This is a genomic window from Jeotgalicoccus sp. FSL K6-3177 (genome assembly GCF_038050175.1).
Classification (GTDB): Bacteria; Bacillota; Bacilli; order Staphylococcales; family Salinicoccaceae; genus Jeotgalicoccus; species Jeotgalicoccus nanhaiensis.
This window is the reverse complement of sequence record NZ_JBBOSK010000001.1, coordinates 1286793-1310799: the sequence shown is the minus strand read 5'-3', so window position 1 is coordinate 1310799 and position 24007 is coordinate 1286793. Positions and strand designations below refer to the sequence as shown.

Here is a 24007-nt window from a genome sequence, read left to right as displayed (position 1 = left end):
TGGTGATAAGTTAGGGGAGTTTGCTGGAGTTATCACCTTTTATGAGCAAGCTCACTCATTCTTAATCGACCTTGCTCATTTTTGATCGCTTTTCGAGCAAGGTTGCCGTTTTTGACTATACCCTGTTCATTTTCATACACATTATGAGCAAGCTCATTCATTTTTGATTGACCTTGCTCATTTTTGATCGCTTTTCGAGCAAGGTTGCCGTTTTTGACTATACCCTGCTCATTTTCATACACATTATGAGCAAGCTCATTCATTTTTGATTGACCTTGCTCATTTTTGATCGCTTTTCGAGCAAGGTTGCCGTTTTCGACTATACCCTGCTTATTTTCATACACATTATGAGCAAGTTTGTCTATTCTGAAGTAGTCTTGCTTTTATTTACGTTTAAAATGAGAAAAATGGCATTTACCAGACAGTCTCGAATCTTCATTATCCAAAACAAAAAAACCGCACCTCCTCACAGGAAATGCGGCTCGAACATCCAATCATTACTTTTTAACTAATCCTTTTTTCAAACGTTTCTGTCCTTCCCGGCATTCATCCAGCAGCGGACAGACGTGGCATTTAGGATTGCGCGCGAGACAGTGATAACGGCCGAAGAAAATCAGCTGATGGTGTGTCTTGCTCCAGCGTTCGGCAGGAATTTTGCGCATCAAAGTTTCTTCAACCTGCAGCGGTGAATCTTTGTAGCGTGCAATGCCTAAACGCTTTGCGATTCGTTCAACGTGCGTGTCGACTGCAATTCTCGGCGTATCGAATGCGACGGATAAAACGACATTCGCAGTCTTCCGGCCGACGCCCGCGAGCGATACTAAATCATCGTAGTTCCCCGGGATTTCGCCATCGTATTTATCGATTAGATCACGGCAGAGTTTTTGAATATTTTTAGCTTTTGTACGATATAAACCAATTGTTTTAATGTATTGTTCGATCTCTGTAACATCGACTTCCAAATAATCTTCCGGCGTTTTAAAGCGCTTAAACAGTCCCTCCGTCACCCTGTTTACCCCGACGTCTGTCGTCTGTGCGCTTAACAGCACAGCAATGGTCAGTTCAAACGGGTTTGTATAATTAAGTTCTGCTTCAGCATCCGGAAACATCTCTGCGATAACGTCGATCATTTCCATCGTTTTTTTCTTACTTGTTGTCAAGTCGGCTACCTCCGTCCAGCCATGATATAACAGGCAGTCCTGTCCCTTTTACCGATTCGCTTTTCGACGTGCTGCTCAAAATACGCTCCACGTACTGCAGCGATGTAATATTGCTTTTATACGCGATATCCACCGCATCCTGAATAGCTTCCGGCTGATAGTTTGAATCGTTCATCCAGCTGTTCAGACGCTCGTACTCGTTCGGACTGATCGCCCTGCCGTACAGCTGCTCAATATATTCGAACAAACCGCGCAGCGTCGTATCGTCTTTGACCGGTGCTTTTTCTTCCAGCATGATAAAATCCTCGAGCTTATTATACAGCGGTTCAAAATTATACGTTTCGGTGTACTTGCCGTCGATCTGATGCGTATCGAGTTCGAGCAGGTTTTCTTTTATCAGCGACTGAATAATATGAGTCAATTCACTCTCGTTTAAAGTCGTGCCGGCAAGCAGCTCGCTGAAATTAAGCGGCGTATTATGTGTGCGGTAGCGTTCGAGCAGCTTGATTAAAATAATGACACCGGCTTCATCAAGCCCTATTTTTGCATAATTATCCAGCAGTATTTTATTGACCGGAATCGTAATATATTTTAAATAATCGTTAACCATATATTTCCCTCCAACAGCAGAATGGAGACATTAGGGAACCTAACATCTCCATTGATTTTACGGGTATAAACGATTTAATAATCTTGGGAATGGTGCAGTTTCTCTGACGTGCTGAACACCTGAGAACCAGGCAACTGCACGCTCGAGACCGAGTCCGAAACCTGAATGCGGCACACTGCCGTATTTACGGAGGTCAAGGTACCATTCATAAGCGTCAAGGTTCAGTCCTGACTCCACAATGCGCTCTTTCAGCTCATCGTAGTCGGAAATACGTTCACTGCCTCCGATAATCTCTCCGTAGCCTTCAGGCGCGATTAAATCGGCGCACAGCACTGTACGAGGATCTTCCGGATTTGTACTCATGTAAAATGATTTAATTGCTTTCGGATAGTTGACGATAAAGACCGGCTTGTCGAAACTGTTTGCAATTTCAGTTTCATGCGGTGAACCGAAATCATCGCCCCACTCTATATCATCGAAACCTTTTTCATGCAGCAGATCGATTGCTTCCGTGTATGAAATACGCGGGAACGGTGCTTTAATTTTTTCAAGCGCTGTCGTATCACGTCCAAGTGCTTCTAAATCGAGTTTGCAGTTTTCAAGTACATTTTTAGCCAGGTATTCAACATACTGCTCCTGCACTACCAGGCTGTCTTCGTGATCGTAAAAAGCCATTTCCGGCTCGATCATCCAGAACTCGATTAAGTGGCGGCGCGTTTTTGATTTTTCAGCGCGGAAAGTCGGGCCGAAAGTAAAGACTTTGCCGTGTGCCATTGCAGCAGCTTCAGCGTACAGCTGACCGCTTTGTGACAAGTAAGCATCTTCATCGAAGTATTTAGTATGGAATAATTCCGTCGTGCCTTCAGGAGAACTGCTCGTTAAAATCGGCGAGTCAATTTTCTTAAAGCCGTTGTTGAAATAAAAATCATGCGTGCTTTTAATAATTTGATTTCTGATATTCATCACTGCATGCTGTTTTCTCGAACGCAGCCATAAGTGTCTGTTATCTAAAAGAAATTCAGGACCGTGTTCTTTCGGTGTAATCGGATAGCCTTCTGCAGCCTGAATAATTTCAATATTTGAAACTTCCATCTCGTAGCCGAAAGAAGAACGTTCGTCCTCTTTAATAGTTCCTGTAACATACATCGATGTTTCCTGGTGCAGTCCTTTAGCTGTGGCAAACAAATCTTCATCATTAGCTTTGACTACAACACCCTGCATAAAACCTGTGCCGTCACGGAGCTGAAGAAACTGCAGCTTTCCGCTGCCTCGTTTTTGCAGCAGCCAGCAGCCGATAGTAACTTCCTGTCCTGTATATTGTGGTGCCTGGTTAATAGTGATTTTCATAACTTCTACATCCTTATGCGTTAGTTTTTTCTTCGATAAATTCTTTAATGCGGGAGATTGCTTCGTTAAATTTCTCTTCACCCAGCGAATAGCTGATTCTTGCATATTCCGGAGCGCCGAAGCCGGATCCCGGAACAAAAGCAACATGTTTTTCACGGAGAATATTTTTGACAAATTCATTCACTGTTTTATAACCGCATGCTTCTGCACATGTTTGCATGTGAGGGAACAGATAAAACGCACCCTCCGGTTTAAGGCATGTCACATGCGGCAATTCAGAAATTTTTTCGTATGCATTATCCCGGCGGCGTTCAAATATCGCCCTGTAAGCTTCAGTTTCTTCGGGGTCCATGTTGTATGCTGCAATAGCACCGTACTGCGCGGGTTCTGCCACACTTGTAGTAGACTGTGATGTTAAAGCTGCGAGTGCAGAAATAAGCTCGGCATCGCCGCAGGCGTAGCCGACTCTCCAGCCTGTCATAGAATGCGACTTGCTGACGCCGTTAACAATGATAGTCCGGGCTTTAACTTCATCACTGAGAGATGCGATTGAAACGTGTTTGGTCCCGTAAGTGAGCACCTCGTAAATTTCATCGACAACGATGATGATGTCAGTGTGAGCGAGCACATCTGCAAGCGCCTGCAGTTCATCTTTGGAATAGACAGAACCTGTCGGGTTGTTCGGACTGTTTAAAACGAGCATCTTCGTTTTTTCAGTCAGATGAGCTTTGAGGAGCTCCGGAGTTAATTTAAAATGAGTATCTTCTCCGGTAACTGCAGTGACCGGTTCGCCGCCGACCATTTTAATCTGTTCAGTATAACTGACCCAGTAAGGTGACGGCACAATCACTTCATCTCCCGGGTTCAAGGTCGCGAGAAAAATATTGTACAGCACTTGTTTGGCGCCGTTGCCGACATATATTTCAGTTGAATCATACGTCAAATTATTATCGCGCTGCATTTTTTTAGCAATAGCTTCGCGTAATTCCGGCAGCCCGGCAGAAGCTGTATATTTCGTATGCCCCGCTTTAGCAGCAGCATTCACAGCATCGATGATTTCATCGGGCGTGTTAAAATCAGGCTCCCCGGCTGACAGACTGATAACATCGACGCCTTCAGCTTTTAATTGTCTTGCAGTATTAGTAATTTCTATCGTTTGGCTGGGCGTGATTGACTTTACCTTTTTTGATAATTCCAAGCTGCAGTCTCCTAACAATTATGTTTTCCTTATTATAAACCAAAAAGCAGCGCTTTAAAAGTTTCCCTCGTGTCATGAATAATATTTTCTTTAGGAAAATATTTTAAAAATGCCTGCCTGTACGGCTTGGTCATAATCCTGTCATCGAACAGGAGTACGATCCCTTTATCTTCTCTGCTCCGCTTGACCCGGCCGATAATCTGTCTGAAATGAATGACAGCTTCCGGCAGGTCTGCCGTATAGAAATCTCTGAAACTGTCGCCTTTAGGCACCGGGAACGGAAGTTTTGTCAGCATCAGCGCCTTGTCCTGATCGCTGACGAGATTAATCCCTTCGGTAAAAGTATAGGTGCCGAGAAGGAGGCACTGGCTCAGCTGGTTGTACTGGCTGAGCAGCTTCTCGTTATTTGAGTTATGAGACTGGCGGAGAACGGGAATCTGTTCAAACAGTTCAATGTCTTCGGTAAAGCTGTAAACTCTCTCCAGCAGTTCATAATTTGAAAATATAACGATGAGCTTCGAGTTCGTTTCGCTTAAATACAGCGCAATATAATCGAGTATGTCGACGATATAGGCACTGTCATGCGGATCATAGCTGCTGATATCATTCGGTATAAATAATTTAATGTCATTATACATTTCTGTCCGGTTCATGACCGTTGTCTTAAAGTCATAATCGCCGAACCAGTATTTTAAATGCTTAAAGCTGTCGTGCACTTCCAGCGTGCCGGAAAGGAGAATCTGACAGGGAATGGATCTGAGGGCATCAGCCAGTGTGTCGAGGACATCTGTCCGGATGGTTACTTCTGTTTTCTGGAAGTTTTTGCTGTTTTTAATATGATAATCATCATAAGCGAGCGCATAGCGCAGATTCTTCAGGGAATCATCGAAATAATGCATGTGATTATACAAAGCCTGATAATTATCAGTGCCGCGTACGGTGCTTAAAAACATATCGGTAAATTTTATGAGACTGTCGAGTGTTTCGAGCGCCTCACTCACTTTTTTCCGTGACAGCTCCTGAAATAATAAATCGATATTTTTATTCAGATTAATTACAAGATCCTCAAGCAGATACATAGATACTGCACTGTTGGTTTTACTGTATTGGCTGAGCAGTCTGTCCTGATTAATCAGACCGACCTGGCCGATAAAGAACTTCAGTTCAGGATAGCTGAACTTTCTGCGTTCTTTCAGATCAAGTGCCTGTTTCAGCTGATGGGCCTCGTCGATAATCAGCGCCTGAATGTCTTTGAGATTATTGAGACAGTCGTTTAAAAAGTAATGATTGGTAACGATAATCGGCACTTTCCTTGCGTTTGACAGCGCACGCTTAAAATAAAAATGGTGCTTTTTATCCCCTGCCTGAATCAGCATGGTCTCATAATACGATTTTTCCGGCCCCCGGAGATTTACTTCTGACAGATCGCCGGTTTCTGTTTCAATAAGCCAGATGAGCATGCGCATCTTAAGAAAGCATATTTCAGGATTTGCATCATCGAGTCCGAGCAGAGCTGTAAAAGCGTTAAGGTCAACATAATTGAGCCTGCCTTTTAAGAGCGCAAACGGCGTATCGTATGACACTACTTTTCTGAGCCGCATCAGCGACTCTTCAATCAGCTGATTTTGCAGTATTTTCCGCGAGGTCGAAACGACGACCTGACCGTCGTAAGCCGAATAATAGCTGAGAGCCGCTATTAAGAATGCATCGCTTTTCCCGAGTCCGGTATAAGCTTCAATCGCATGATAATTTTCTTCGACCAGCGAGTCGTAAATTAACAGCGCAAGCTTGTACTGATCTTCCCGGTAGTCATTCCCCGTAATGCTGAGATATTTATGATACAGATCATGTACGCTCACAGGATCTATTGATTTATGGGTAACACTCGTATCCTTAATATAAAATTGGTTGTAGCTGATAATATTGTCATCGTTATCATCTGTATACCGGTTTAATATTGAGAAAATCAAATCGGTCAGGCTGGTCCGCATCATCTTCGACAGATGGTAGATTTTTATCAGCGTTTCACGGTGCAGACCGATCATTTTTTGCATGATAAATATCAGCGCTTCGGCTGTGGCATAGGCATCCTCATCCGCCCGGTGCGCCTGAGACAGTTCGATGCCGAGATGTTCCGCAACGAGATGAAGCTGGTAGCCGGATACAGACGGCAGAAAGATACGGACGAGTTCGACCGTATCAAGTTTGTGCATGGGCTTGTAGGACAGACCTTGAGACTGGAAGGCAGCCTGCAGGAAAGTCAGATCAAAATCAACATTGTGTGCAACGAAAACCGCATCTTCAAGCTGGCTCAGCAAATCTTCTGCAAGGTCTTTAAATTTTGGTGCGCCGACCAGCATGTCTGAAGAAATATTCGTCAGTTCGCGTATAAACGGTGACACAGCTGTTTCATCACTTAAAAAAGTATTGTATTGTCCTGTAATTTTCAAATTACGTACGAACACAATACTTAATTGAATGATATTATCTTTTTCCAGATTATTTCCAGTCGTTTCCAGATCGACGACTGCGAATGTTTTGTTTAACATTATATCACCAAGTTAAATTTCAATATCGGCACTGATTACCTTATGTATGTTCTGGTCCCCGTCTAAAATGACCAGGTAGCCTTCATCAGTAATATCGAGAGCTTTGCCTCTCAATTTTTCTTTGACAGTCGTGATTGTCAGCTCGCGGTTAAAAATGATTGCCTGACAGAGCCAGTCTTCTTTTATCGAACTGAATGACGCGTGTAAAAACTTATCGTAGTAATACTCTATTTTGTCAAACAGCACCTCGGTAAAATGATTGACATCAAATTCTCTGCCGAGCTCACCGGCAATCGATGTCGCGGTCCCGAGAGAACCGGTTACAGGCGAAGGATTAATATTGATGCCGATCCCGCAGACAATCGTATCTACGATATTGTCCGCACTGATGACCTCCGTTAAAAATCCGCACACTTTTTTATCGTTGATAAAAATATCATTCGGCCATTTTATACCGCTTTTTAAACCTGTCGATTCACGTATTGCGCTGCTGATGGCAAGCGACATAAATAAATTAAAGACAATCATTTCCTGGTTAGTCACCTTGGGCCGGAGCACAAGCGACATATAGAGCCCGGTTTCTTCCGGCGACAGCCACTCGCGTTTAAAGCGGCCGCGTCCCGCGGTCTGCTGACCGCTGACAATTACTATATTACCATCATACCGGTCTAAAATCCTGAATGCATGATTCTGCGTGGAATCGATGGTTTTTTTGAAAATCAGTTCTTCAAAGAGAACGGATTTCTGCACCGTGCCGGCGAGCAGTGTTTCATTAATTCTGCCCGGCGGTTCAAGCAGCCTGTAGCCTTTGTTTGTTACAGCTTCAATATTATAGCCGTCACTTTTCAGCTTTTGAATATTTTTCCAGACTGCAGTCCGCGAAACATTCAGTTCCTCTGCGAGCCGGGCGCCCGACAGATAATTACCTTCCATCATTAAAGACAATATTTCCGTCTTCGTTTTTGACATGTAAATTCACCCAATTAACTATTTCTTTTTCGTTATTGATAAGATTTCCGAGGAGCACTTCTTCCTCAATTGCATTCAGACACTCGCGCAGCCAGGGTCCGCCTTTTGCATTTAAAGCGGTCATCAGAGTATTGCCGTCGGCAGCGAGTTCGCTCCTGTTCTTTAAAGCGAGCTGCGGACGCGCATCAATGGCTGCCTCAAGATGAACTTCAAGGTCAGCACTGACGAATGCGTTTAATTTTATTATATCATTTACACCAATTAAAATGTCCTCTTCATAGCGGTAAGCCAAAAGCTTTGTATTCATGCCGTTCTCTAGCGCTTCGATTGCTTTCAAAGATTCTTTTATCACTGTTTTCTGACGGTTAGCCAGTTTCAGCGTGCCGAGATGTTTCTGCAAAGCGCTGTCTCTGTAAATATGAACGACAGCTTCCTGCTCCAGCGACAGCGCTCTCGACTGAATATACTGTTCTTTATCGATATATTGAAAGAATGGGAGATAGCTGAGCATATCTGTTTTTGCGATAACATCTTTTGCACTTTGAACATTGATGCCGCGGTATAATTTACGAAGCTCTGCTGTAATCCGCTCGACGGCAATATAGCGGAGCATGCCGGCGTGTTCTGCAACGGCTTTTTCTGTCTCAGAAGTAAGCTTAAAATTAAGCTGCGACATAAAGCGGACAGCACGGAGCATGCGGAGTGCGTCTTCATCGAAGCGTTCTGAAGCAGTGCCGACTGTATTGATCAGCCTGCTTTTGAGATCTTTTAAGCCGTTATAAGGGTCGTACAAGTCCATATCAGCAGTCATCGCCATCGCGTTAATCGTGAAATCCCTGCGGCTTAAGTCTTCTTTCAGATGCTGAGTAAAAAAAACATTATCCGGTCTCCGGTGATCGGTATAAGTGCCTTCGACACGGTAAGTCGTCACTTCAAACGGAAGTCCGTCCATCAGGACAATAATCGTGCCGTGCTCTTTGCCGACATCGATTGTTTTATCGAATAAAGCTTCGATTTCATCAGGAAGCGCGTTCGTCGTAATATCGACATCGCTGACAGCGCGGCCGAGCGTATAATCCCGCACCGCCCCGCCGACAAAGTAGCCCTCATAATTATTTTCTTCCAAGCGCTCTATAATTTTGGCGCCGATTTTAAATAGATTTTGTTCCGTCATTGTCTGCACCTGCCAAAAGTCTGGTATAAAGATTTTCGTATTCGGTAACGATACTGTCCATGTTAAATCGTTCTTTAACATCTTTCAGCATCTTGTCCTGCATCTCTTCGTACAATGTATCATCGCTGAGCAGTTCTATCAGATAGGCTGCTGCCTGCTTATAATCGCCGACCTCGACGACATAACCTGTTTCCTTATGTTTGATCACTTCGGATATGCCGCCAGCTGTCGAGCCCACCGGCACGGCACCGCAGTACATTGCTTCAAGCATAGCGAGACCGAAACTTTCCTTAGCGCTCAAAAGCAAAAAAGCATCGCTTAATTTGTAATATGAACTCACATCCGACTGCTGACCGGCAAAATGCACACGGTCCTCAATGCCGAGACTGCTGACGAGAGATCTGATACTGTACATATCGGGACCATCCCCGACAAAGACCAGATGGCAGTCGATTTCTTTTGAAGTCTCATAAAAAGTGCGGACAATATCATCAGCATTTTTAATTTTCCTGAAATTCGATGTGTGCATAAGCACTTTAGAGTTCTTTGGAATATTGAGCTTTTCTTTCAGTTTTTGTTTAATTTTATCTCTCTTGCCGGTATTAAAACGGGATTCATCGACGAAATTATAAACAGTCTCAATCTCGCTTTCAGGCTGTATTAACTCATAAGTCTCCTCCGTCAGGCTGCTGCTGACAGAAGTTGTGATATCGGAGTTGTCGATGCCGAATTTTATGGCGCTGACGAGCGACATATCGTGGCCGAGAACTGTAATATCTGTGCCGTGCAGCGTAGTGACAATACCGACATCTTTCTTTTTCGACATTTGTCTCGCAAGTATACCGCAGACTGCGTGCGGAATTGCATAATGCATGTGAATAACATCTAGCTCGTAACGGTCGATAATCTCTGATATTTTACTCGATAAAGTAATATCATACGGCGGATATTTAAAGACGCTGTAGTCATTAACCTCTGTCCGATGCGTGTATATATTATCATAATTATGCTCAAGTCTAAACGGCACACTCGATGAAATAAAGTGCACTTCGTGTCCGCGGCGGGCCATTTGAATGCCAAGTTCCGTAGCGATAACACCGCTGCCGCCGACACTTGGATAACATGTAATTCCAATTTTCATAATCATGCACCTCTAATGCTTATAGTATCGTTTATCAATATTAATTATAATGAATATGAGAGTATAAGGGAAATGAATCTGTTTACATTGATGATATAAGTTTGGAAAGCTGTGTTTTAATAAAAATTGCGTATTAATCAGGCGCATGGAAACTCCATGAGCTCATTTCATAGAAATCCAAAACGTTCAGAAACTCCATGAGCTCATTTCATGGAAACCCAAAATGCTCAGAAACTCCATGAGCTCATTTCATGGAAACCCAAAATGCTCAGAAACTCCATGAGCTCATTTCATGGAAACCCAAAACGCTCAGAAACTCCATGAGCTCATTTCATGGAAACCCAAAACGCTCAGAAACTCCATGAGCTCATTTCATGGAAATCCAAGACACTCAGAAACTCCATGAGCTCGTTTCATAGAAATCCAAAATGCTCAGAAACTCCATGAGCTCATATGACCGGTACAACACCGACCCCTAAACTCAACAAAAAAAGCTGCACCATCCTGTAATCAGGATTCTGCAGCTGCTTTAAAAATTATTAATTTGAGTTTCTTGCAATCATGATAAAGCGTAACAGTTCGGCTACAGCTACTGCTGTTGCGGCAACGTAGGTCATTGCTGCAGCGTTCAGTACTTTTTTAGCGTGGCGGTATTCTTTACTGTTCACGATGTTCAGTTCTTCAATCTGGTTCATTGCCCGTCTCGATGCATCGAACTCCACAGGCAGTGTAACAAGCTGGAAGAGTACGGCAAAGGCCATTAATCCGATACCTGACCAGAGAAGTATTTCACCAAGTCCGCCTCCTGCAGCGCTTTGTGCCGCTGTCAGAATGATACCTGCAATAATCAGGAAGTACGAGAAGTTGCTTCCGAGCTGTGCGAGCGGGAACAATGCTGATCTGAAGTTTAAAAACTTATAGCCGGTAGCATGCTGGATTGCGTGTCCGACTTCGTGTGCGGCTACTGCGGTGCCTGCAACACTCGGGTTGTCGAAGTTGCCGGGAGACAGAACGACTTTTTTGTTTTTCGGGTCGTAGTAGTCCGTGAGAACACCTTGCCCGCGTTCAACGGTGACGTCGTATATTCCATTTTCCCGGAGGATGTCTTCTGCAACCTGCTGTCCTGTCAAACCGCTTGTTGAGCGTACTTTGGAGTATTTGTTAAAGGTGGATTTGACATTCATCTGTGCAAGCATTGGTACAATCATTAAAATTACAAAATAGATTATAAGATACAAGTTAGTCCCTCCGTCTGATTCATAACACTATTTTACTAAACTGTTTTTACTTTAGTCAATTATTACGTCTAGCCGCAAGCTTATATAATAGCACGAGGACAATGACTGTCAGCCAGAAGGCAAGATATCCTATCTCTTGTGCATACGGATGAAGATTGCCGTATTTCGGATACTGCATATAGACGTAATCAATGACATCGTTGTGAAACAGCCAGACGGCTGTAACGTAAAAATGCCAAGGTTTAATTTCAATATAAGGCAGGAACATAAATGCCATCAGCGCCATGGCAGCATGCGAAGCGATAAGCATCAGTCCGATCCAAGACACAAAACCCATATCGATAAAGTTCCAGATATTCATAATTACTGCCCATACCCCATACTTTATCAGCGTAGTAAAAGCCAAGGCATCGATCAGGCCAAATTTTTGATTGAATAATATTAAGACAATTAATATACATAAAAACAGAGTGGCTGTCGGGCTGTCAGGAACGAATGGATAAAAATACCACGGTGTAATAGACAGCTGGCCGCCGTACCATATATAACCGTATATTGTTCCAGCGATGTTGCAAATCAAAAGAAAGACCAGGAAGAGTCTGTTAAACATCAGTTTATATAAGTTATATATCATCATTTCACCTATAAGAAGACCCTTCTGTTGCCAGAAGGGTCATTATTATTATTCTGCTGATTCTTCAGTGTTCGCTGCTTCATCTTTTGTTGTCAGTTCGAGTCCTGCAACATACTCAGAAATTGCTGTAATTTCATCATCTGTTAATTGACCTTCGAAGGCCGGCATTTCTTCTGTACCGTTTCTAACAAAAGCTTCAACCATTTCCGGAGCAAGTTCCGGTTCAATCAGGTTAGGACCCGATCCCCCGGCAAGCTCTCCGCCGTGACAGCTCGTACAGTTTGTACGAATCAGATCGTTAAAGACAGGGTCTTCAGCATCTAAGTTTGAGAAGACAATCTGTCCTTGCTGATTTTGCTGTTCCCAATCATGGTAAGCTACCGATTCCCAAGTTGTATAGAAAATTATACCAACTGCAATCAGCATCATTCCTGTTGCTACCGGGCGTTTTTTCCAGTGGCGTTCTTTTTTGCCGTCAAGCCAAGGTGCAAGAAGTAAAGCACCGAAAGCAATACCAGGAATAATCATGGCACCGACAATGTTGAACGGACCTGAAGCGTATGTGTATTTAAGAATCTGATAAAGGAAAAGGAAATACCAGTCAGGTAATGGAATATAACCTGTATCAGTTGGATCTGCCATACGTTCAAGCGGCGCCGGATGAGCGACCGTCAAACATAGGAATCCGATTAAGAACACTGCTCCGACCAACCATTCTTTGAGCAGATAATCGGGCCAGAACTCCTCTGTACGACCAGGGAATTCTGAATAGTCACGATTTAATTTTGGTTTGTCATATTTTTGAATTCGTGAGTCACCGACAAAAGTGAGACCTTTACCGCGTTTCATATATTTTCCCTCCCCTTATAGTGGTCCTGAGATACCTTGTCTACGTATTAAGATAAAGTGAATTGCCATTAATACAAATAGTGCAGCAGGCAGGAAGAATACGTGGATGGCAAAGAACCTTGTAAGTGTCTGTGCACCGATAATAGTTGAATCACCTGCGAGAAGTGTCTTAATCCATTCTCCGATGAACGGAACACTCTCAGCAATATCCAAGCCTACTTTAGTAGCGAATAATGCTTTCATGTCCCATGGCAGTAAGTAACCTGTGAAAGCCAGACCAAGCATAACTGCGAATAACAGAACGCCTACGACCCAGTTTAATTCACGCGGTGACTTATAAGCACCTGTAAAGAATACTCTGAGAGTATGTAAGAACATCATAACCACTACTAAACTTGCACCCCAGTGGTGCATACCTCTGACAATAACACCCGCTGCTACATCCTGCTGCAGGAAGTATACAGAGTTCCAGGCATTAATAATGTCCGGCACGTAATACATTGTTAAAAACATTCCAGATAAAATCTGAATTACTGTAATAAAGAACGTCAGTCCTCCAAAACAGTAGACGAAAGCTGAGAAGTGGTAGGCAGGGTTAACATGCTCTGGCACTTCGTGATCAGCTACGTCTCTCCAGATCGGCGTGATGTCAATTCTGTCATCAATCCAATCATAAATACGATTTAGCATTTAATTCCCTCCTATACCAATTCATTCTCGTGTATAGCACCAATTGTCAGGTAGCCGTCTGATTCTCCGACTTCGAACATATCAAGCGGTCCACGAGGCGGTGTTCCCGGTACGTTAGCACCGTTCTTTTCGTAAAGCCCGTTGTGACACGGACAGAAGAATCTATCCGGGTTAGCGGCATCACTTGCCCATGAAACCGTACAGCCTAAATGTTTACACACAGGTGATAACGCTATGATTTCATCGCCTTCGCGGTAAACCCAAGCGAAATCCGTTACCTCACTCACATACCAACCATCTTCTTGTTCGAATGTGAAGTCTACACTGACCGGTTCCTCTGTGATGTCATCAATCTTTACACTTGTAGTAATCATGTCACCTGCAGAAGATTCCTGGAAAAGCGGATCGAGTGCGAATCTTCCCATTGGCAGAATCATACCTGCCGCCATGAACGACCCTACACCCATTAATGAGTAGTTCAGGAACTGGCGTCTTGTTACTTTTTGCGACATTTTTCTTTCCCCCCTCAAACGCACATACTTTTACATATAATATAACTAGGACATTTCAATTTTAGCTCATTAAAACTAGGCGGTCAATACGGTTTTCAAATAATTGACACATGTTATAAACAGAAATGTGTAATTATACTTTTAATTATTGATTCCACACTCCGATTATCTGTTTGATAACGGTTTTAACCTCATCGTTAATAATTGAAATTTTCATTTCGTTATCCATATCGCTGATCGGGATGCTGTTAATTTTTATATGATGGACGCCTTCTATGTCGAGGGAATCAAACGACAAGCTGACTACATGTTTAAAACCGTAGCCCGTAAGCTGGTCTCTGTACGTTTCGAGCGCCGAACTGTCCCCGCCTACATTTGTCAAAGCCGGAGTAATCATCAGGCGGCCCTTCAGCTGCTTTTCAAGTTGGATTGTAACGAGCTGAACCAGTTCCAGATTATTAGCGTGATGCAGCAGATCGCCGTCAAAATCAACCTTGGCAAAAGGAACGATTGCCGTATCGACAAATTCAATTTCATCTTTTAACACACGTAAATCGCGATTATTATAAAGCACAAATACTAACCTCTTTTATCATTTAATTTTTGGAGTTCATCTGTCAGTTCGAAAAAGCGTTCTTTATCTTTTGACACGAGCGCCTCATCGATTAAAACTTCGAGTTCTTTAATATCTTCCAATAGAATTTCATCGTTTTTCATCAGTTCTTCAGTCTTCGCCTGATTGTAGCGGACATCGTTTTTTGAGAAGATAAATTCGACGTACAGCTCTTCGGTTTTGTTCAGGTTGAGCTCATGGAAAATCGTCTCGCCGTCAGCGGTTACCGTGCCGTTCTTTTCAAACATTAAAGTCGGCCGGTTTGTTCTCTTTTCAGCAATACGGAGCTTGCGGCTGAGTCCCGATTTTGTAAACGAAATATTATGCGTTATCAGAGGATGGGATTTTATAAAATTTAAAATCCACACTGCAGTATGGTCTTTGAATTCATAATTATACAGACAATAATTTATAAAATCTTTTTTAAAACTCGTCTTCCTCACCTGCTATTCGCTCGTAATCCAGCTGCCATTCCAGATTATCGGGTTCTAGTTTGATTAATTTTTCGAGTACTTCTTTTTTCTTCGGATGATTGATTTCAATCAGATAGTAATAGAAATCGGCGTAAAATTCTGCTGATTCTCCAATCAGTGCTTCCGCATCTTCGTAATACTTAAGTGCTTTTTCGTCGTTTTCATTCTCTGCTTCAATCTTCGCAAGAAGATAAATGGACTCCCCGCTCAGCGCGTTGATATCAAGATGTTTCACGTATTCGTCCACAGTCTCTGTTTCTCCTGTTTTCAAAATGCTTTCAAACAGCATGAGATAGGCGTCATCGTAGTCTTCATCAAGCGATGTTGCAAGACTGAAGTTTTCAATAGCTTCCTCCGGTTTGTTCTGCCTGAAGTAAAGACGTCCGATATGGAAGTATATCAATGCGTTCTTATCATTTTCACGCAGGTAGCGGAGCAGCGTTTCCAGGGCCTCATCGAGATTATGCTCAGTTTCATAGATGTTCATCAGAAGAATGTAAGCATTGATAAAGTACGGTTCATTATCGATAACTTTATCAAGCAGAGTTTTCGCACGGTCGTATTCTTTTAAATTGTACTCGAGGAGAGCTTCTTTATAAAAGTCTTCGTTTCCGTAGCTTTCGTCCGGCACGTTGTCAAAATATGCTCGTGCGTCTTCGAAGTTTAAAAGATTTAAGTTAATATCCGCAAGGCGCAGGCTGATGATGATACCGTTAACTTCCTCAAGACCTTCGTTCAGCACTGTTTCATAAAAACGGATTGCTTCTTCAAGGTCTCCGAGCGTGTAATAAAGCTCTGCGATTGCAAAGTCTATAATAATATCATCCGTCATCGTTTTCGCTTCAAACAAGAGACGCACGGCTACATCATTTAAGTTCATCTGCTGGAATATTTCAGATTTCAGCATCAGCACCGTCGGTGTTTCAGGACTGTTGTTAATCAATGTGAGCGCCTCGTCTAAACGCGCTTCATTGATATACGAATCAACGAGATAGCTGATGACGTAATCGTCATGATCAACATTGTCGTTTAAATGTAGGAAGACCTGTCTTGCCTGATAGTCGAGCCCTGCATTCTGCAGCGCATCGCCGAGTAAGAACAAAGCCTCCAGCGATTCATCCGAGTGAAACTGCTCTAAACTGTTTAGTATATAATTTAAATCTTCTTCGGGATAAGTCCCCTGCCGGAGCTTATCGATTATACGGAGTATTTCTTCCTGCATATTACCGGTCCTTTCTTAAACCCTCAAGATCACTAACAAACGAAGGGAACGATACGTCTATTGCGCTCTGGTCATCAATTTCAATACTTGTATTCGCTGCTGCCGCCATGACAATCAGCATCATAATTATACGGTGGTCATGATAGCCTTTAAACAGTTCATCCTGTTTAACTTTTTTATATCCCGGTTTCACTTTAAAGCCGTCTTCGTACTCTTCAAATGATACACCGAATTTTGACAGTTCCGCAATTACAGCTGTAATGCGGTCTGTTTCTTTAAATCTTAGTTCCTCCGCACCGCGGACAGTGCTCTCACCGTCAGCAAATACTGCAAGCACCGCGAGAATCGGAATTTCATCAATCAGACGCGGAATAATGTCGCCGCTGATATGAAAAGGTTTTAAATCAGGTGTATACTGCACTCTGATATCTCCGAACTTCTCACCTTTAGAATCGTGTTCGGTAATTGTAAGCTTGCCGCCGCATGCCTTCACGACGTCGATAATACCTGACCGTGTTTCGTTTAGTGAGACATTTTCAATTGTAATATCAGCATCTTTCGTAATCAGTGCGAGCACGATTAAAAATGCCGCCGATGAAATATCGCCCGGCACGGTAACGTCCGAGGCTGAGAGCTTTTTGCCGCCCTGTAGTTTAACAGTTGTACCCGAGACGGAAATGTCCGCACCGAACTGCTCCATCATAATTTCTGAATGATTGCGGGACTGGTGTGTTTCACGGACGACGGTCTCCCCGTCAGTAAACAGTCCGGCAAAAAGTATTGCACTTTTCACCTGGGCAGATGCAACCGGCATATCGTACTCCAATGGTTTTAATACTGCCGGATGAATATTTACCGGCGGATATCTGCCGTCTTTCAGAGAAATATCAGCACCCATTTCCGACAGCGGTATAACAACGCGGTCCATCGGCCGTTTAGCGATTGTTTCGTCACCTTCAACCGATGCAGTAATATTATTAAGACCGGCGAGCAGGCCTGTAATCAACCGTGTTGTTGTGCCGCTGTTGCCTGTATACAAGACAGCATCAGGCGATATTAAATGGTCATGCCCTTTTGAGACAACTTTAAAATCATCGCCTTCCTGGGTCACTTCCGCGCCCAGCTGACGCATATTTTCAAAAGTTCTGAGCGTATCCGCGCTGATTAAGGGGCGGTAAATCTGAGTTGTTCCCTCACTCAGTGCACCGAGCATAAGAGCGCGGTGTGTGATTGACTTATCGCCGGGGACTCTTACAGTGCCTTCGAATGTTCCATTCAGTAATTGTTTCATATGCGCTCCTTTAATGCTGTCAGCATATTTTTCAAATCTTCGATTTTTATATCCGTGACAGCAGGGGTATTTTTATCTTCGAATACAACATAGCTTATATAATCACTGCGGTGATTTTTTTTATCTTTCTGCATAAAGTGCATCATCTCGTCAATATCCATCTCTTTAAGGAGCTGAACCGGATAGCCGTGACGACGTATATAGGCAATGTATGCATCAAGGTCAAAACCGGCGCCGTTCAATTCGTTAGATATATAAAGCGCTGCAATGATTCCGAGCATAACTGCCTGGCCGTGGGGAATTTTATATTTATATTCCACAGCATGGGCCAGCGTATGTCCTAAATTTAAAAACTTGCGGCTGCCCGATTCGTGCTCATCTTCGATAACAATTTTCATTTTTGTTTCGATGCCTTTAATGATATAAAGCGGAAGCGTTGTAATATCGATACTGTTCTCTGTCGCCGCCATAAGTTCATCCAGCAGTGCGGGACTGTGAAGCATCGCATGCTTGAAAACTTCTCCGAAACCGCTCAGCACTTCATCTTCCAGCAGCGAATCAAGAAATTCAAGATCATAAATGACTGCCCGGGGGCGGTAAAATGCGCCGATTAAGTTTTTACCATGTTCGGAGTTAATCGCAGTCTTGCCGCCGATAGCGGAATCGTGTGCGAGGAGTGTCGTAGGCACATGAATATAATCCACACCCCGGAGAATAATGCTTGCGATAAAACCGCCGGCATCCCCCGTGGCGCCGCCGCCGATAACGACAAGCAGAGAATTCCGCTTGATGCCGGATGCGAGCAGTGCTTCCATAGTGTGCATTAGAGGAGAAACGTATTTAAACGATTCTCCTCCTGTGACGACCAGCGGCGATTTTATAAATGATAATTTTGAATCCTTGTATATATCATAGATATTCTCATCGATAATATAGTATACAGATTCGTATTGTTCGGTATAAGTCTGAAGAACATTTTTTAAAATATTCCGGTCAACGTGGATTTTATAATTATTATCTTTATAGGCCGTCGAAATGTCCATATTAATACTCGCTTAAACGTTTGTTGTATAGTTCGAGAGAAGCTTTCAGATCACCGAAGTCATCGCTTGAGAATTTGTCTAAAATTGCTTCCGCCACTTCGATTGCGACCATATGTTCAGCGACAATAGATGCAGCCGGCACCGCACAAGGGTCACTGCGTTCAATCGTTGCGGTAAATGCTTCTTTCGTTTCGATATCGACACTCATCAGCGGTTTGTAAAGCGTCGGTATCGGCTTCATTACTCCGCGGACAACAATCGGCATTCCCGTTGTCATGCCGCCTTCGAAACCGCCGAGATTGTTCGAACTGCGGTAAAAACCGTCTTCAGAGTCGAATTTAATTTCATCCTGCACTTTTGAACCCGGAGTTTCAGCCATCTTAAAGCCCATGCCGAACTCGACACCTTTAAATGCATTAATACTGACGATGCTGCGTGCAATTTTCGCATCGAGTTTACGGTCGTAATGCACGTGTGATCCCAAGCCTACTGGAGGATTTTCAACGATGACTTCAACGACACCGCCGAGTGTATCGCCTCTCTTCTTCGCGTCATCAATCGTTTCTTCAGCCTGTTTTGTTGCCTCATCTGAAATCATGCGCACACTTGAGTCAGCCGATTTATCACTTAATTCATCGAAATTGTATATACCGTCATCTGTAACTTCGCCGATTTTAGTCACGCGGGAAGTAATATTTATATCGAGAGCATGCAGTAATTCTTTACAGAGGGCACCTACAGCAACACGTGCAGTTGTTTCACGGGCAGAAGAGCGCTCAAGAATATTGCGCAGATCGCGGTGATTGTACTTCATTCCACCGACGAGATCTGCATGTCCCGGACGCGGTTTCGTAATAATGCGTTTCATTTCCGCTTCTTCTTCTTCTGTAATCGGCTCGGCTCCCATAATATTGACCCAATGTTTAAAATCATCGTTATTGACTTCCATCATAATCGGACTGCCGAGTGTTTTGCCGTGGCGGATGCCTGAACCGAATTCGAACGTATCTTTTTCAATCTGCATACGGCGTCCGCGCCCGTATCCGCCCTGGCGTTTAAACAGCTCCTCCTGCATGCGTTCTTTGTTAACAGGAAGGTTTGAAGGGAATCCTTCGACAATGGCGTTGACTTTCGGGCCGTGTGATTCTCCTGAAGTTAAAAATCTCATTGTAAGCACCTCTATCTGAATTATTTATATATATGAAAAAAAGACTGAGTAATGTTATTACCCAGCCTGGTTGCAAGTTTTAGTAAATCCAAGCGCTATTAGATAGGTCGTAATCTAATACTTCAGATTCGTCGAAGAATAAGTTAATTTCTCTTTCAGCACTTTCAGGTGAATCTGATCCGTGAATAATGTTTTTACCGACAGTTAAACCGAAATCTCCGCGGATTGTTCCAGGAGCAGCTTCCTGAGGGTTTGTAGAACCAACAACTAGACGTGCAGTTTTAATAACATTTTCACCTTCAAGAACCATTGCGAAAACTGGGCCTGAAGTGATGAAGTCTACAAGCTCGCCGAAGAAAGGTCTTTCGCTGTGCTCACCGTAGTGAGTTTTAGCAAGATCTTCAGAGACTTGCATTAATTTAGCACCGACAACTTTGAAACCTTTGTTTTCTAATCTTTCAACGATAGGTCCGATAAGATTTCTTTGGACACCATCAGGTTTAATCATAAGAAATGTTTTTTCCATTATAGTAAGCTCCTTAAATGTGTTTTCGAATATCATTTTATCATTATATACAGTGTGTTTACAAACTAATTTCGCCTGTTTTTCAACATACCGGCAATTTCCGTCAGATAATGTCTGACTGGCTCATCGATATTGCTGATTTCAACCTCGGCAAGTTCGAGATGTTCCGTGCTGACAGCAAGTGCCCGGTCCACTGCATCACTTTTTAATATATAGTCAATCAAGGCGCCCGGATTTTCCTTTGTCAGAGAAAACTGTTCGAGCATCGATTTAAACTCGGAATCCGAGTCTCTCAAAAGCAGTACAGGCAGCGTATAATGCCCGTTTTTAATATCCGAGTAATTCGGTTTGCCGAGCGTTTTCGTACTGCCGGTAAAATCGAGGCAGTCATCGATAATCTGGAAGCTCATGCCGATATGATAGCCGTAAGTCCGGAGTTTCTCCATCAGCTCAGCGTCCAGTTTCGCCGCATGTGCGCCGAGTTCAATACTGAGAACAATCAGCAGCGCAGTCTTGCGGTAGATTTTTTTGAAATAATCATCCAGTGTCTGAGCGGCATCAAACTGCGTATCAAACTGGACGAGCTCCCCCTTCACAATTTCCCTGATGCCCGAAGAATAGACTGCATGGAAGGCAGGATTGTTTATTTTACTGACTATCTGCAGGGCAGAAGAAAGCAAATAGTTGCCGGTATTAACTGCCTGAAAATAGCCTTCTTCATAAAATACAGTCGGTTTGCCCCGGCGGAGCTCACTGTCATCGATAATATCATCATGGACCAGTGTCGCCATATGCAGCAGTTCGAGGCTCGCACTTGTTTTCAGTACATCATTATAATGTTCTTCTCCTCCCAGTTTACCGGCAAGTATCGTAAACATGGGACGAAGTTTCTTTCCCCCAGAGTTAAACAGCTCGAAACTCTTATCGTTAACTATCGTGCCATTTGGTTTCAGTTCCTCTTTAACAATTTTTTTAACACGGGTCAGTTCTCCCGCCATGAATTTTTTTAAAGATTTCACATTGCAGCCTCTAGCGGTTTGTAGCCGATATGAGTTGCTGCAGTACCAAATGTATGAGGGATTACTTTGATATTTATATACCCTGAGCGGTGCATCATCATTTTCAACTCAGCTTTTGTTAAAAAGCTGCTCGTCGATTCATACAGCCAGGTATATTCCTGTCCACTGCCGGCAATTTTCTGGCCGAGAAACGGCATGATTTTACCGAAATAAATATTAAAACCGAAATTAATCAGGCTGTTTTCAGGATTGGAAGTTTCGAGAATCACAAGCTGGCCGCCCGGTTTCAGCACGCGGTAAAACTCTTCGACTGCACCTTCATAATCAGGCAGGTTGCGGAGGCCGAAACCGATTGTAATAATATCAAATGAATCATCCCCATAGAGAAGATCCGTAGCGTCGCCCTGCACCAGTGTAATATTTTTAAGATCAGCAGTTTTTTTGTCTGCGACTTTCAGCATGTTCTCGCTGAAATCGAGTCCGGTAATATCAGCGTCTTTATTTTCTTCGGCAAGCTGGATTGTCCAGTCTCCTGTGCCGCAGCACAGGTCGAGCACCTGATGGCCCGGTTTCACAAAGATTTCCTTGTTCGTCCGGTTGCGCCATATCGTATGCTGATTAAAGCTTATGATATCGTTCATGTGATCGTAATCATCCGAAATGGAATTGAAGATTGTCTGAATTCTATTTTCTGTTTGCATTAGCTTTCACCTTTTGTATTTATTATGTATGCCAGCTCCGAACGGTTCATGTTTTTAATAAAACAGCCGAGTACGTCATCGAGGTCAGACTTCACATACCCATTATCTATTAAATACAAAAGCGGTGCAAATAGCAGGTACTTTAATTCGCTGTCGGAAAGTTCAAGCCCGTGTTCGTACTGTCTGGATTTTTTAGAAGCCAGATTTTTCGAGATTTCAACCATATCGTGAACAACCTGCATTTCTCCGTGGCGTGCAAGTGCCGAATAGAACTCGCTGAAATAATAGTCCCCTGTCAGAACATGCTGTTCGCGCTTGTCGGCAGATGGTATTCTGTCGAGCTGATTTAAAGCATATGTAAATAAAAGAACCGCATCAGAAATGTGTCTTTTATGAATTATATTTTTATTATCTGAAAAAAATTCAGTAATTTCATTTTGATCCAGTTTTTCAATCAATTCCTGAAGTGTCGAATCGTTATAGGTTTCCGGGGCTGAGTATTTCATAAATATCACCTTATAAATGAATAGACCTAACGTTTCAATGTTAGGCCTAGTAGATAAATTATTTAACTGCGTCTTTAAGTGCTTTACCAGCTTTAAATGCAGGTACTTTAGATGCTGGAATTTCGATTTCTTCACCAGACTGCGGGTTGCGGCCTTTTCTTGCAGCACGGTCACGTACTTCAAAGTTGCCGAATCCGATTAACTGTACTTTTTCACCGTTTTGCAGTGAAGATTGAATTGATTCAAAAACTGCGTCTACTGCAGCTCCTGCTTCTTTTTTTGTAAGGTCAGCTTTGTCGCTGACAGCGTTGATTAAATCTGTCTTATTCATCTGATAGACCTCCTATAATCTGTATAATGATTTTATCATTATGTTTTGACTTTACCATACGGCCGTAGGGACTGCAACGGATTTAAACGTTTTTTACTTTAAAAAAAGGGCATAAATTAACTTTTATGCACACTCGTCATAAATATGGCTTCGTTATTCTCGTCAACTGTCATTTCAGGCGCATATATCGGCACTATCGGGGTAAGCTCATAAAGAACTTCACGGATATCCTCGCCCGTTTCAAATTCGAGTCCTTCGTTTTCAATCATCAGATTCAGATCATCTCTGTAATCGACGACAAATTCCTCACCGCCGCTGTAATAGACATTCAGCTCGCGTCCAGTATAAGGGCTGGTGACAGTCGGATTCTCAGCGAGATTGTAATGTTCCAGGTCAAGCTGATAAACGTTCGGACCAATCTGTTCTCCGAGTTCGACGTGCTCGCCCATACCGTTAATGCGGAGGCTCAGCGAACGCAGCTCTTCGATAATGGCAAGATCCGCAATTTTTACCGTCGGATTATCTTCTGCATCGAGTATAACATATTGAAAGTTCCCGCCGTTTTCGTACGCTGTTACCGGAATCTCACTTAAGTACTCAGGTACAATTCTGGTAAATTCAACCGGGTATTTTAAATACTCCGCAGAATCCTCAGTCGTTTTAATCGGCAGGATACCGCCTTCCTTTTCCCTGAAGTTTTCGACTGCGCTCTGCACGTTGTCTATATCGGTTTCAGGCGGAATATTGCTTCCTGCGCGCTCGTCGTCCGGATACATGCACCCGGTTAATACGAAGAGCGCCAGTGCTGCAGTTAAAATATAAGTCAGTTTACGCATGTGTGGATCCTCCGATAACTAAAATCATCAGGAGAAAAGCGAGTATTAAGAGCACCCACGCCACTAAAGAAACGATAACGCTGACAAAACGAATAGTAATAACAAATCTTGCCAGATATATTAAGACCGCCGCAAGTGCCATAAAGCCGATTGACACAAATGACACCCACATTAAGTCCATTCTTGAAATATCAAACATATATTTAC

At 43.2% G+C, this 24007-nt stretch carries 27 protein-coding genes; all 27 read right to left on the bottom strand.

Annotated features, from left to right (window positions below; genetic code table 11):
• Nucleotides 1-32: 32 nt before the first annotated feature.
• On the bottom strand, nt 33-344 hold the full coding sequence (locus tag MHH58_RS06540; RefSeq protein ID WP_341345386.1) for a hypothetical protein: 312 nt from the start codon (nt 342-344) through the stop codon (nt 33-35).
• A gap of 153 nt (nt 345-497) precedes the next feature.
• Nucleotides 498-1136 carry an endonuclease III gene (nth, locus tag MHH58_RS06535; RefSeq protein ID WP_228063425.1) on the bottom strand — a complete coding sequence of 213 codons (639 nt, stop codon included), beginning with the start codon at nt 1134-1136 and terminating at the stop codon, nt 498-500.
• Between the two features lie 10 nt (nt 1137-1146).
• Nucleotides 1147-1770 carry a DnaD domain-containing protein gene (locus MHH58_RS06530; RefSeq protein ID WP_135096855.1) on the bottom strand — a complete coding sequence of 208 codons (624 nt, stop codon included), beginning with the start codon at nt 1768-1770 and terminating at the stop codon, nt 1147-1149.
• Between the two features lie 57 nt (nt 1771-1827).
• A complete protein-coding gene (asnS, locus tag MHH58_RS06525) occupies nt 1828-3117 on the bottom strand; it encodes an asparagine--tRNA ligase (protein ID WP_135096853.1) in 1290 nt (429 codons plus the stop codon).
• A gap of 13 nt (nt 3118-3130) precedes the next feature.
• Entirely contained in the window at nt 3131-4315 is a 1185-nt protein-coding gene (locus MHH58_RS06520; RefSeq protein WP_341345385.1) for a pyridoxal phosphate-dependent aminotransferase, read from the bottom strand.
• Between the two features lie 32 nt (nt 4316-4347).
• Nucleotides 4348-6864, bottom strand: coding sequence for a helicase C-terminal domain-containing protein (locus MHH58_RS06515; RefSeq protein WP_341345384.1), 2517 nt, complete (start codon nt 6862-6864; stop codon nt 4348-4350).
• A 12-nt stretch (nt 6865-6876) separates the two neighbouring features.
• Nucleotides 6877-7833, bottom strand: a complete 957-nt coding sequence (locus tag MHH58_RS06510) for a biotin--[acetyl-CoA-carboxylase] ligase (RefSeq protein ID WP_341345383.1) — start codon at nt 7831-7833, stop codon at nt 6877-6879.
• Nucleotides 7787-9007 (bottom strand): CCA tRNA nucleotidyltransferase, encoded by a 1221-nt coding sequence (locus MHH58_RS06505; protein ID WP_341345382.1) that lies wholly within the window; start codon nt 9005-9007, stop codon nt 7787-7789. The genes MHH58_RS06510 and MHH58_RS06505 overlap by 47 nt, the downstream gene beginning before the upstream one ends.
• Complete coding sequence (gene bshA, locus MHH58_RS06500; protein ID WP_341345381.1) at nt 8985-10148, bottom strand: N-acetyl-alpha-D-glucosaminyl L-malate synthase BshA; 1164 nt, start codon at nt 10146-10148, stop codon at nt 8985-8987. Before bshA ends, MHH58_RS06505 begins: the two co-directional genes overlap by 23 nt.
• 539 nt (nt 10149-10687) lie before the next feature.
• Nucleotides 10688-11386: a zinc metallopeptidase gene (locus MHH58_RS06495; RefSeq protein ID WP_341345380.1), complete on the bottom strand. Its 699-nt coding sequence runs from the start codon at nt 11384-11386 to the stop codon at nt 10688-10690.
• 55 nt (nt 11387-11441) lie between these two features.
• A complete protein-coding gene (locus tag MHH58_RS06490) occupies nt 11442-11996 on the bottom strand; it encodes a DUF1405 domain-containing protein (RefSeq protein ID WP_341345379.1) in 555 nt (184 codons plus the stop codon).
• A 72-nt stretch (nt 11997-12068) separates the two neighbouring features.
• On the bottom strand, nt 12069-12869 hold the full coding sequence (locus MHH58_RS06485) for a menaquinol-cytochrome c reductase cytochrome b/c subunit (RefSeq protein ID WP_115884300.1): 801 nt from the start codon (nt 12867-12869) through the stop codon (nt 12069-12071).
• Nucleotides 12870-12884: 15 nt separating this feature from the next.
• The gene (gene qcrB / locus MHH58_RS06480) at nt 12885-13559 is read right to left on the bottom strand and encodes a menaquinol-cytochrome c reductase cytochrome b subunit (RefSeq protein ID WP_026858063.1); all 675 of its coding nucleotides are present in this window, start codon (nt 13557-13559) and stop codon (nt 12885-12887) included.
• A gap of 11 nt (nt 13560-13570) precedes the next feature.
• On the bottom strand, nt 13571-14071 hold the full coding sequence (locus tag MHH58_RS06475; RefSeq protein WP_115884301.1) for a QcrA and Rieske domain-containing protein: 501 nt from the start codon (nt 14069-14071) through the stop codon (nt 13571-13573).
• Nucleotides 14072-14216: 145 nt separating this feature from the next.
• Nucleotides 14217-14645 (bottom strand): DUF2487 family protein, encoded by a 429-nt coding sequence (locus MHH58_RS06470; protein ID WP_135096841.1) that lies wholly within the window; start codon nt 14643-14645, stop codon nt 14217-14219.
• Between the two features lie 5 nt (nt 14646-14650).
• Nucleotides 14651-15127: a YpiB family protein gene (locus tag MHH58_RS06465; protein WP_115884303.1), complete on the bottom strand. Its 477-nt coding sequence runs from the start codon at nt 15125-15127 to the stop codon at nt 14651-14653.
• Nucleotides 15108-16379, bottom strand: coding sequence for a tetratricopeptide repeat protein (locus tag MHH58_RS06460; RefSeq protein WP_341345378.1), 1272 nt, complete (start codon nt 16377-16379; stop codon nt 15108-15110). The genes MHH58_RS06465 and MHH58_RS06460 overlap by 20 nt, the downstream gene beginning before the upstream one ends.
• Before the next feature lies 1 nt (nt 16380).
• Nucleotides 16381-17670: a 3-phosphoshikimate 1-carboxyvinyltransferase gene (gene aroA, locus MHH58_RS06455; RefSeq protein WP_341345377.1), complete on the bottom strand. Its 1290-nt coding sequence runs from the start codon at nt 17668-17670 to the stop codon at nt 16381-16383.
• A complete protein-coding gene (locus tag MHH58_RS06450; protein ID WP_341345376.1) occupies nt 17667-18713 on the bottom strand; it encodes a 3-dehydroquinate synthase in 1047 nt (348 codons plus the stop codon). Before MHH58_RS06450 ends, aroA begins: the two co-directional genes overlap by 4 nt.
• Nucleotide 18714: 1 nt before the next feature.
• A complete protein-coding gene (gene aroC / locus MHH58_RS06445) occupies nt 18715-19881 on the bottom strand; it encodes a chorismate synthase (protein WP_341345375.1) in 1167 nt (388 codons plus the stop codon).
• Between the two features lie 79 nt (nt 19882-19960).
• Complete coding sequence (ndk, locus tag MHH58_RS06440) at nt 19961-20407, bottom strand: nucleoside-diphosphate kinase (protein ID WP_115884308.1); 447 nt, start codon at nt 20405-20407, stop codon at nt 19961-19963.
• A gap of 65 nt (nt 20408-20472) precedes the next feature.
• Nucleotides 20473-21426: a polyprenyl synthetase family protein gene (locus MHH58_RS06435; RefSeq protein WP_135096831.1), complete on the bottom strand. Its 954-nt coding sequence runs from the start codon at nt 21424-21426 to the stop codon at nt 20473-20475.
• Entirely contained in the window at nt 21423-22127 is a 705-nt protein-coding gene (locus MHH58_RS06430) for a demethylmenaquinone methyltransferase (protein WP_341345374.1), read from the bottom strand. The genes MHH58_RS06435 and MHH58_RS06430 overlap by 4 nt, the downstream gene beginning before the upstream one ends.
• Nucleotides 22127-22633 carry a hypothetical protein gene (locus MHH58_RS06425; protein ID WP_135096827.1) on the bottom strand — a complete coding sequence of 169 codons (507 nt, stop codon included), beginning with the start codon at nt 22631-22633 and terminating at the stop codon, nt 22127-22129. Before MHH58_RS06425 ends, MHH58_RS06430 begins: the two co-directional genes overlap by 1 nt.
• Nucleotides 22634-22691: 58 nt before the next feature.
• Nucleotides 22692-22964 (bottom strand): HU family DNA-binding protein, encoded by a 273-nt coding sequence (locus MHH58_RS06420; RefSeq protein ID WP_115884312.1) that lies wholly within the window; start codon nt 22962-22964, stop codon nt 22692-22694.
• Between the two features lie 116 nt (nt 22965-23080).
• A complete protein-coding gene (locus tag MHH58_RS06415) occupies nt 23081-23800 on the bottom strand; it encodes a hypothetical protein (RefSeq protein ID WP_135096825.1) in 720 nt (239 codons plus the stop codon).
• A complete protein-coding gene (locus tag MHH58_RS06410) occupies nt 23793-23999 on the bottom strand; it encodes a DUF2768 family protein (protein WP_194194244.1) in 207 nt (68 codons plus the stop codon). Before MHH58_RS06410 ends, MHH58_RS06415 begins: the two co-directional genes overlap by 8 nt.
• Nucleotides 24000-24007: the final 8 nt, after the last annotated feature.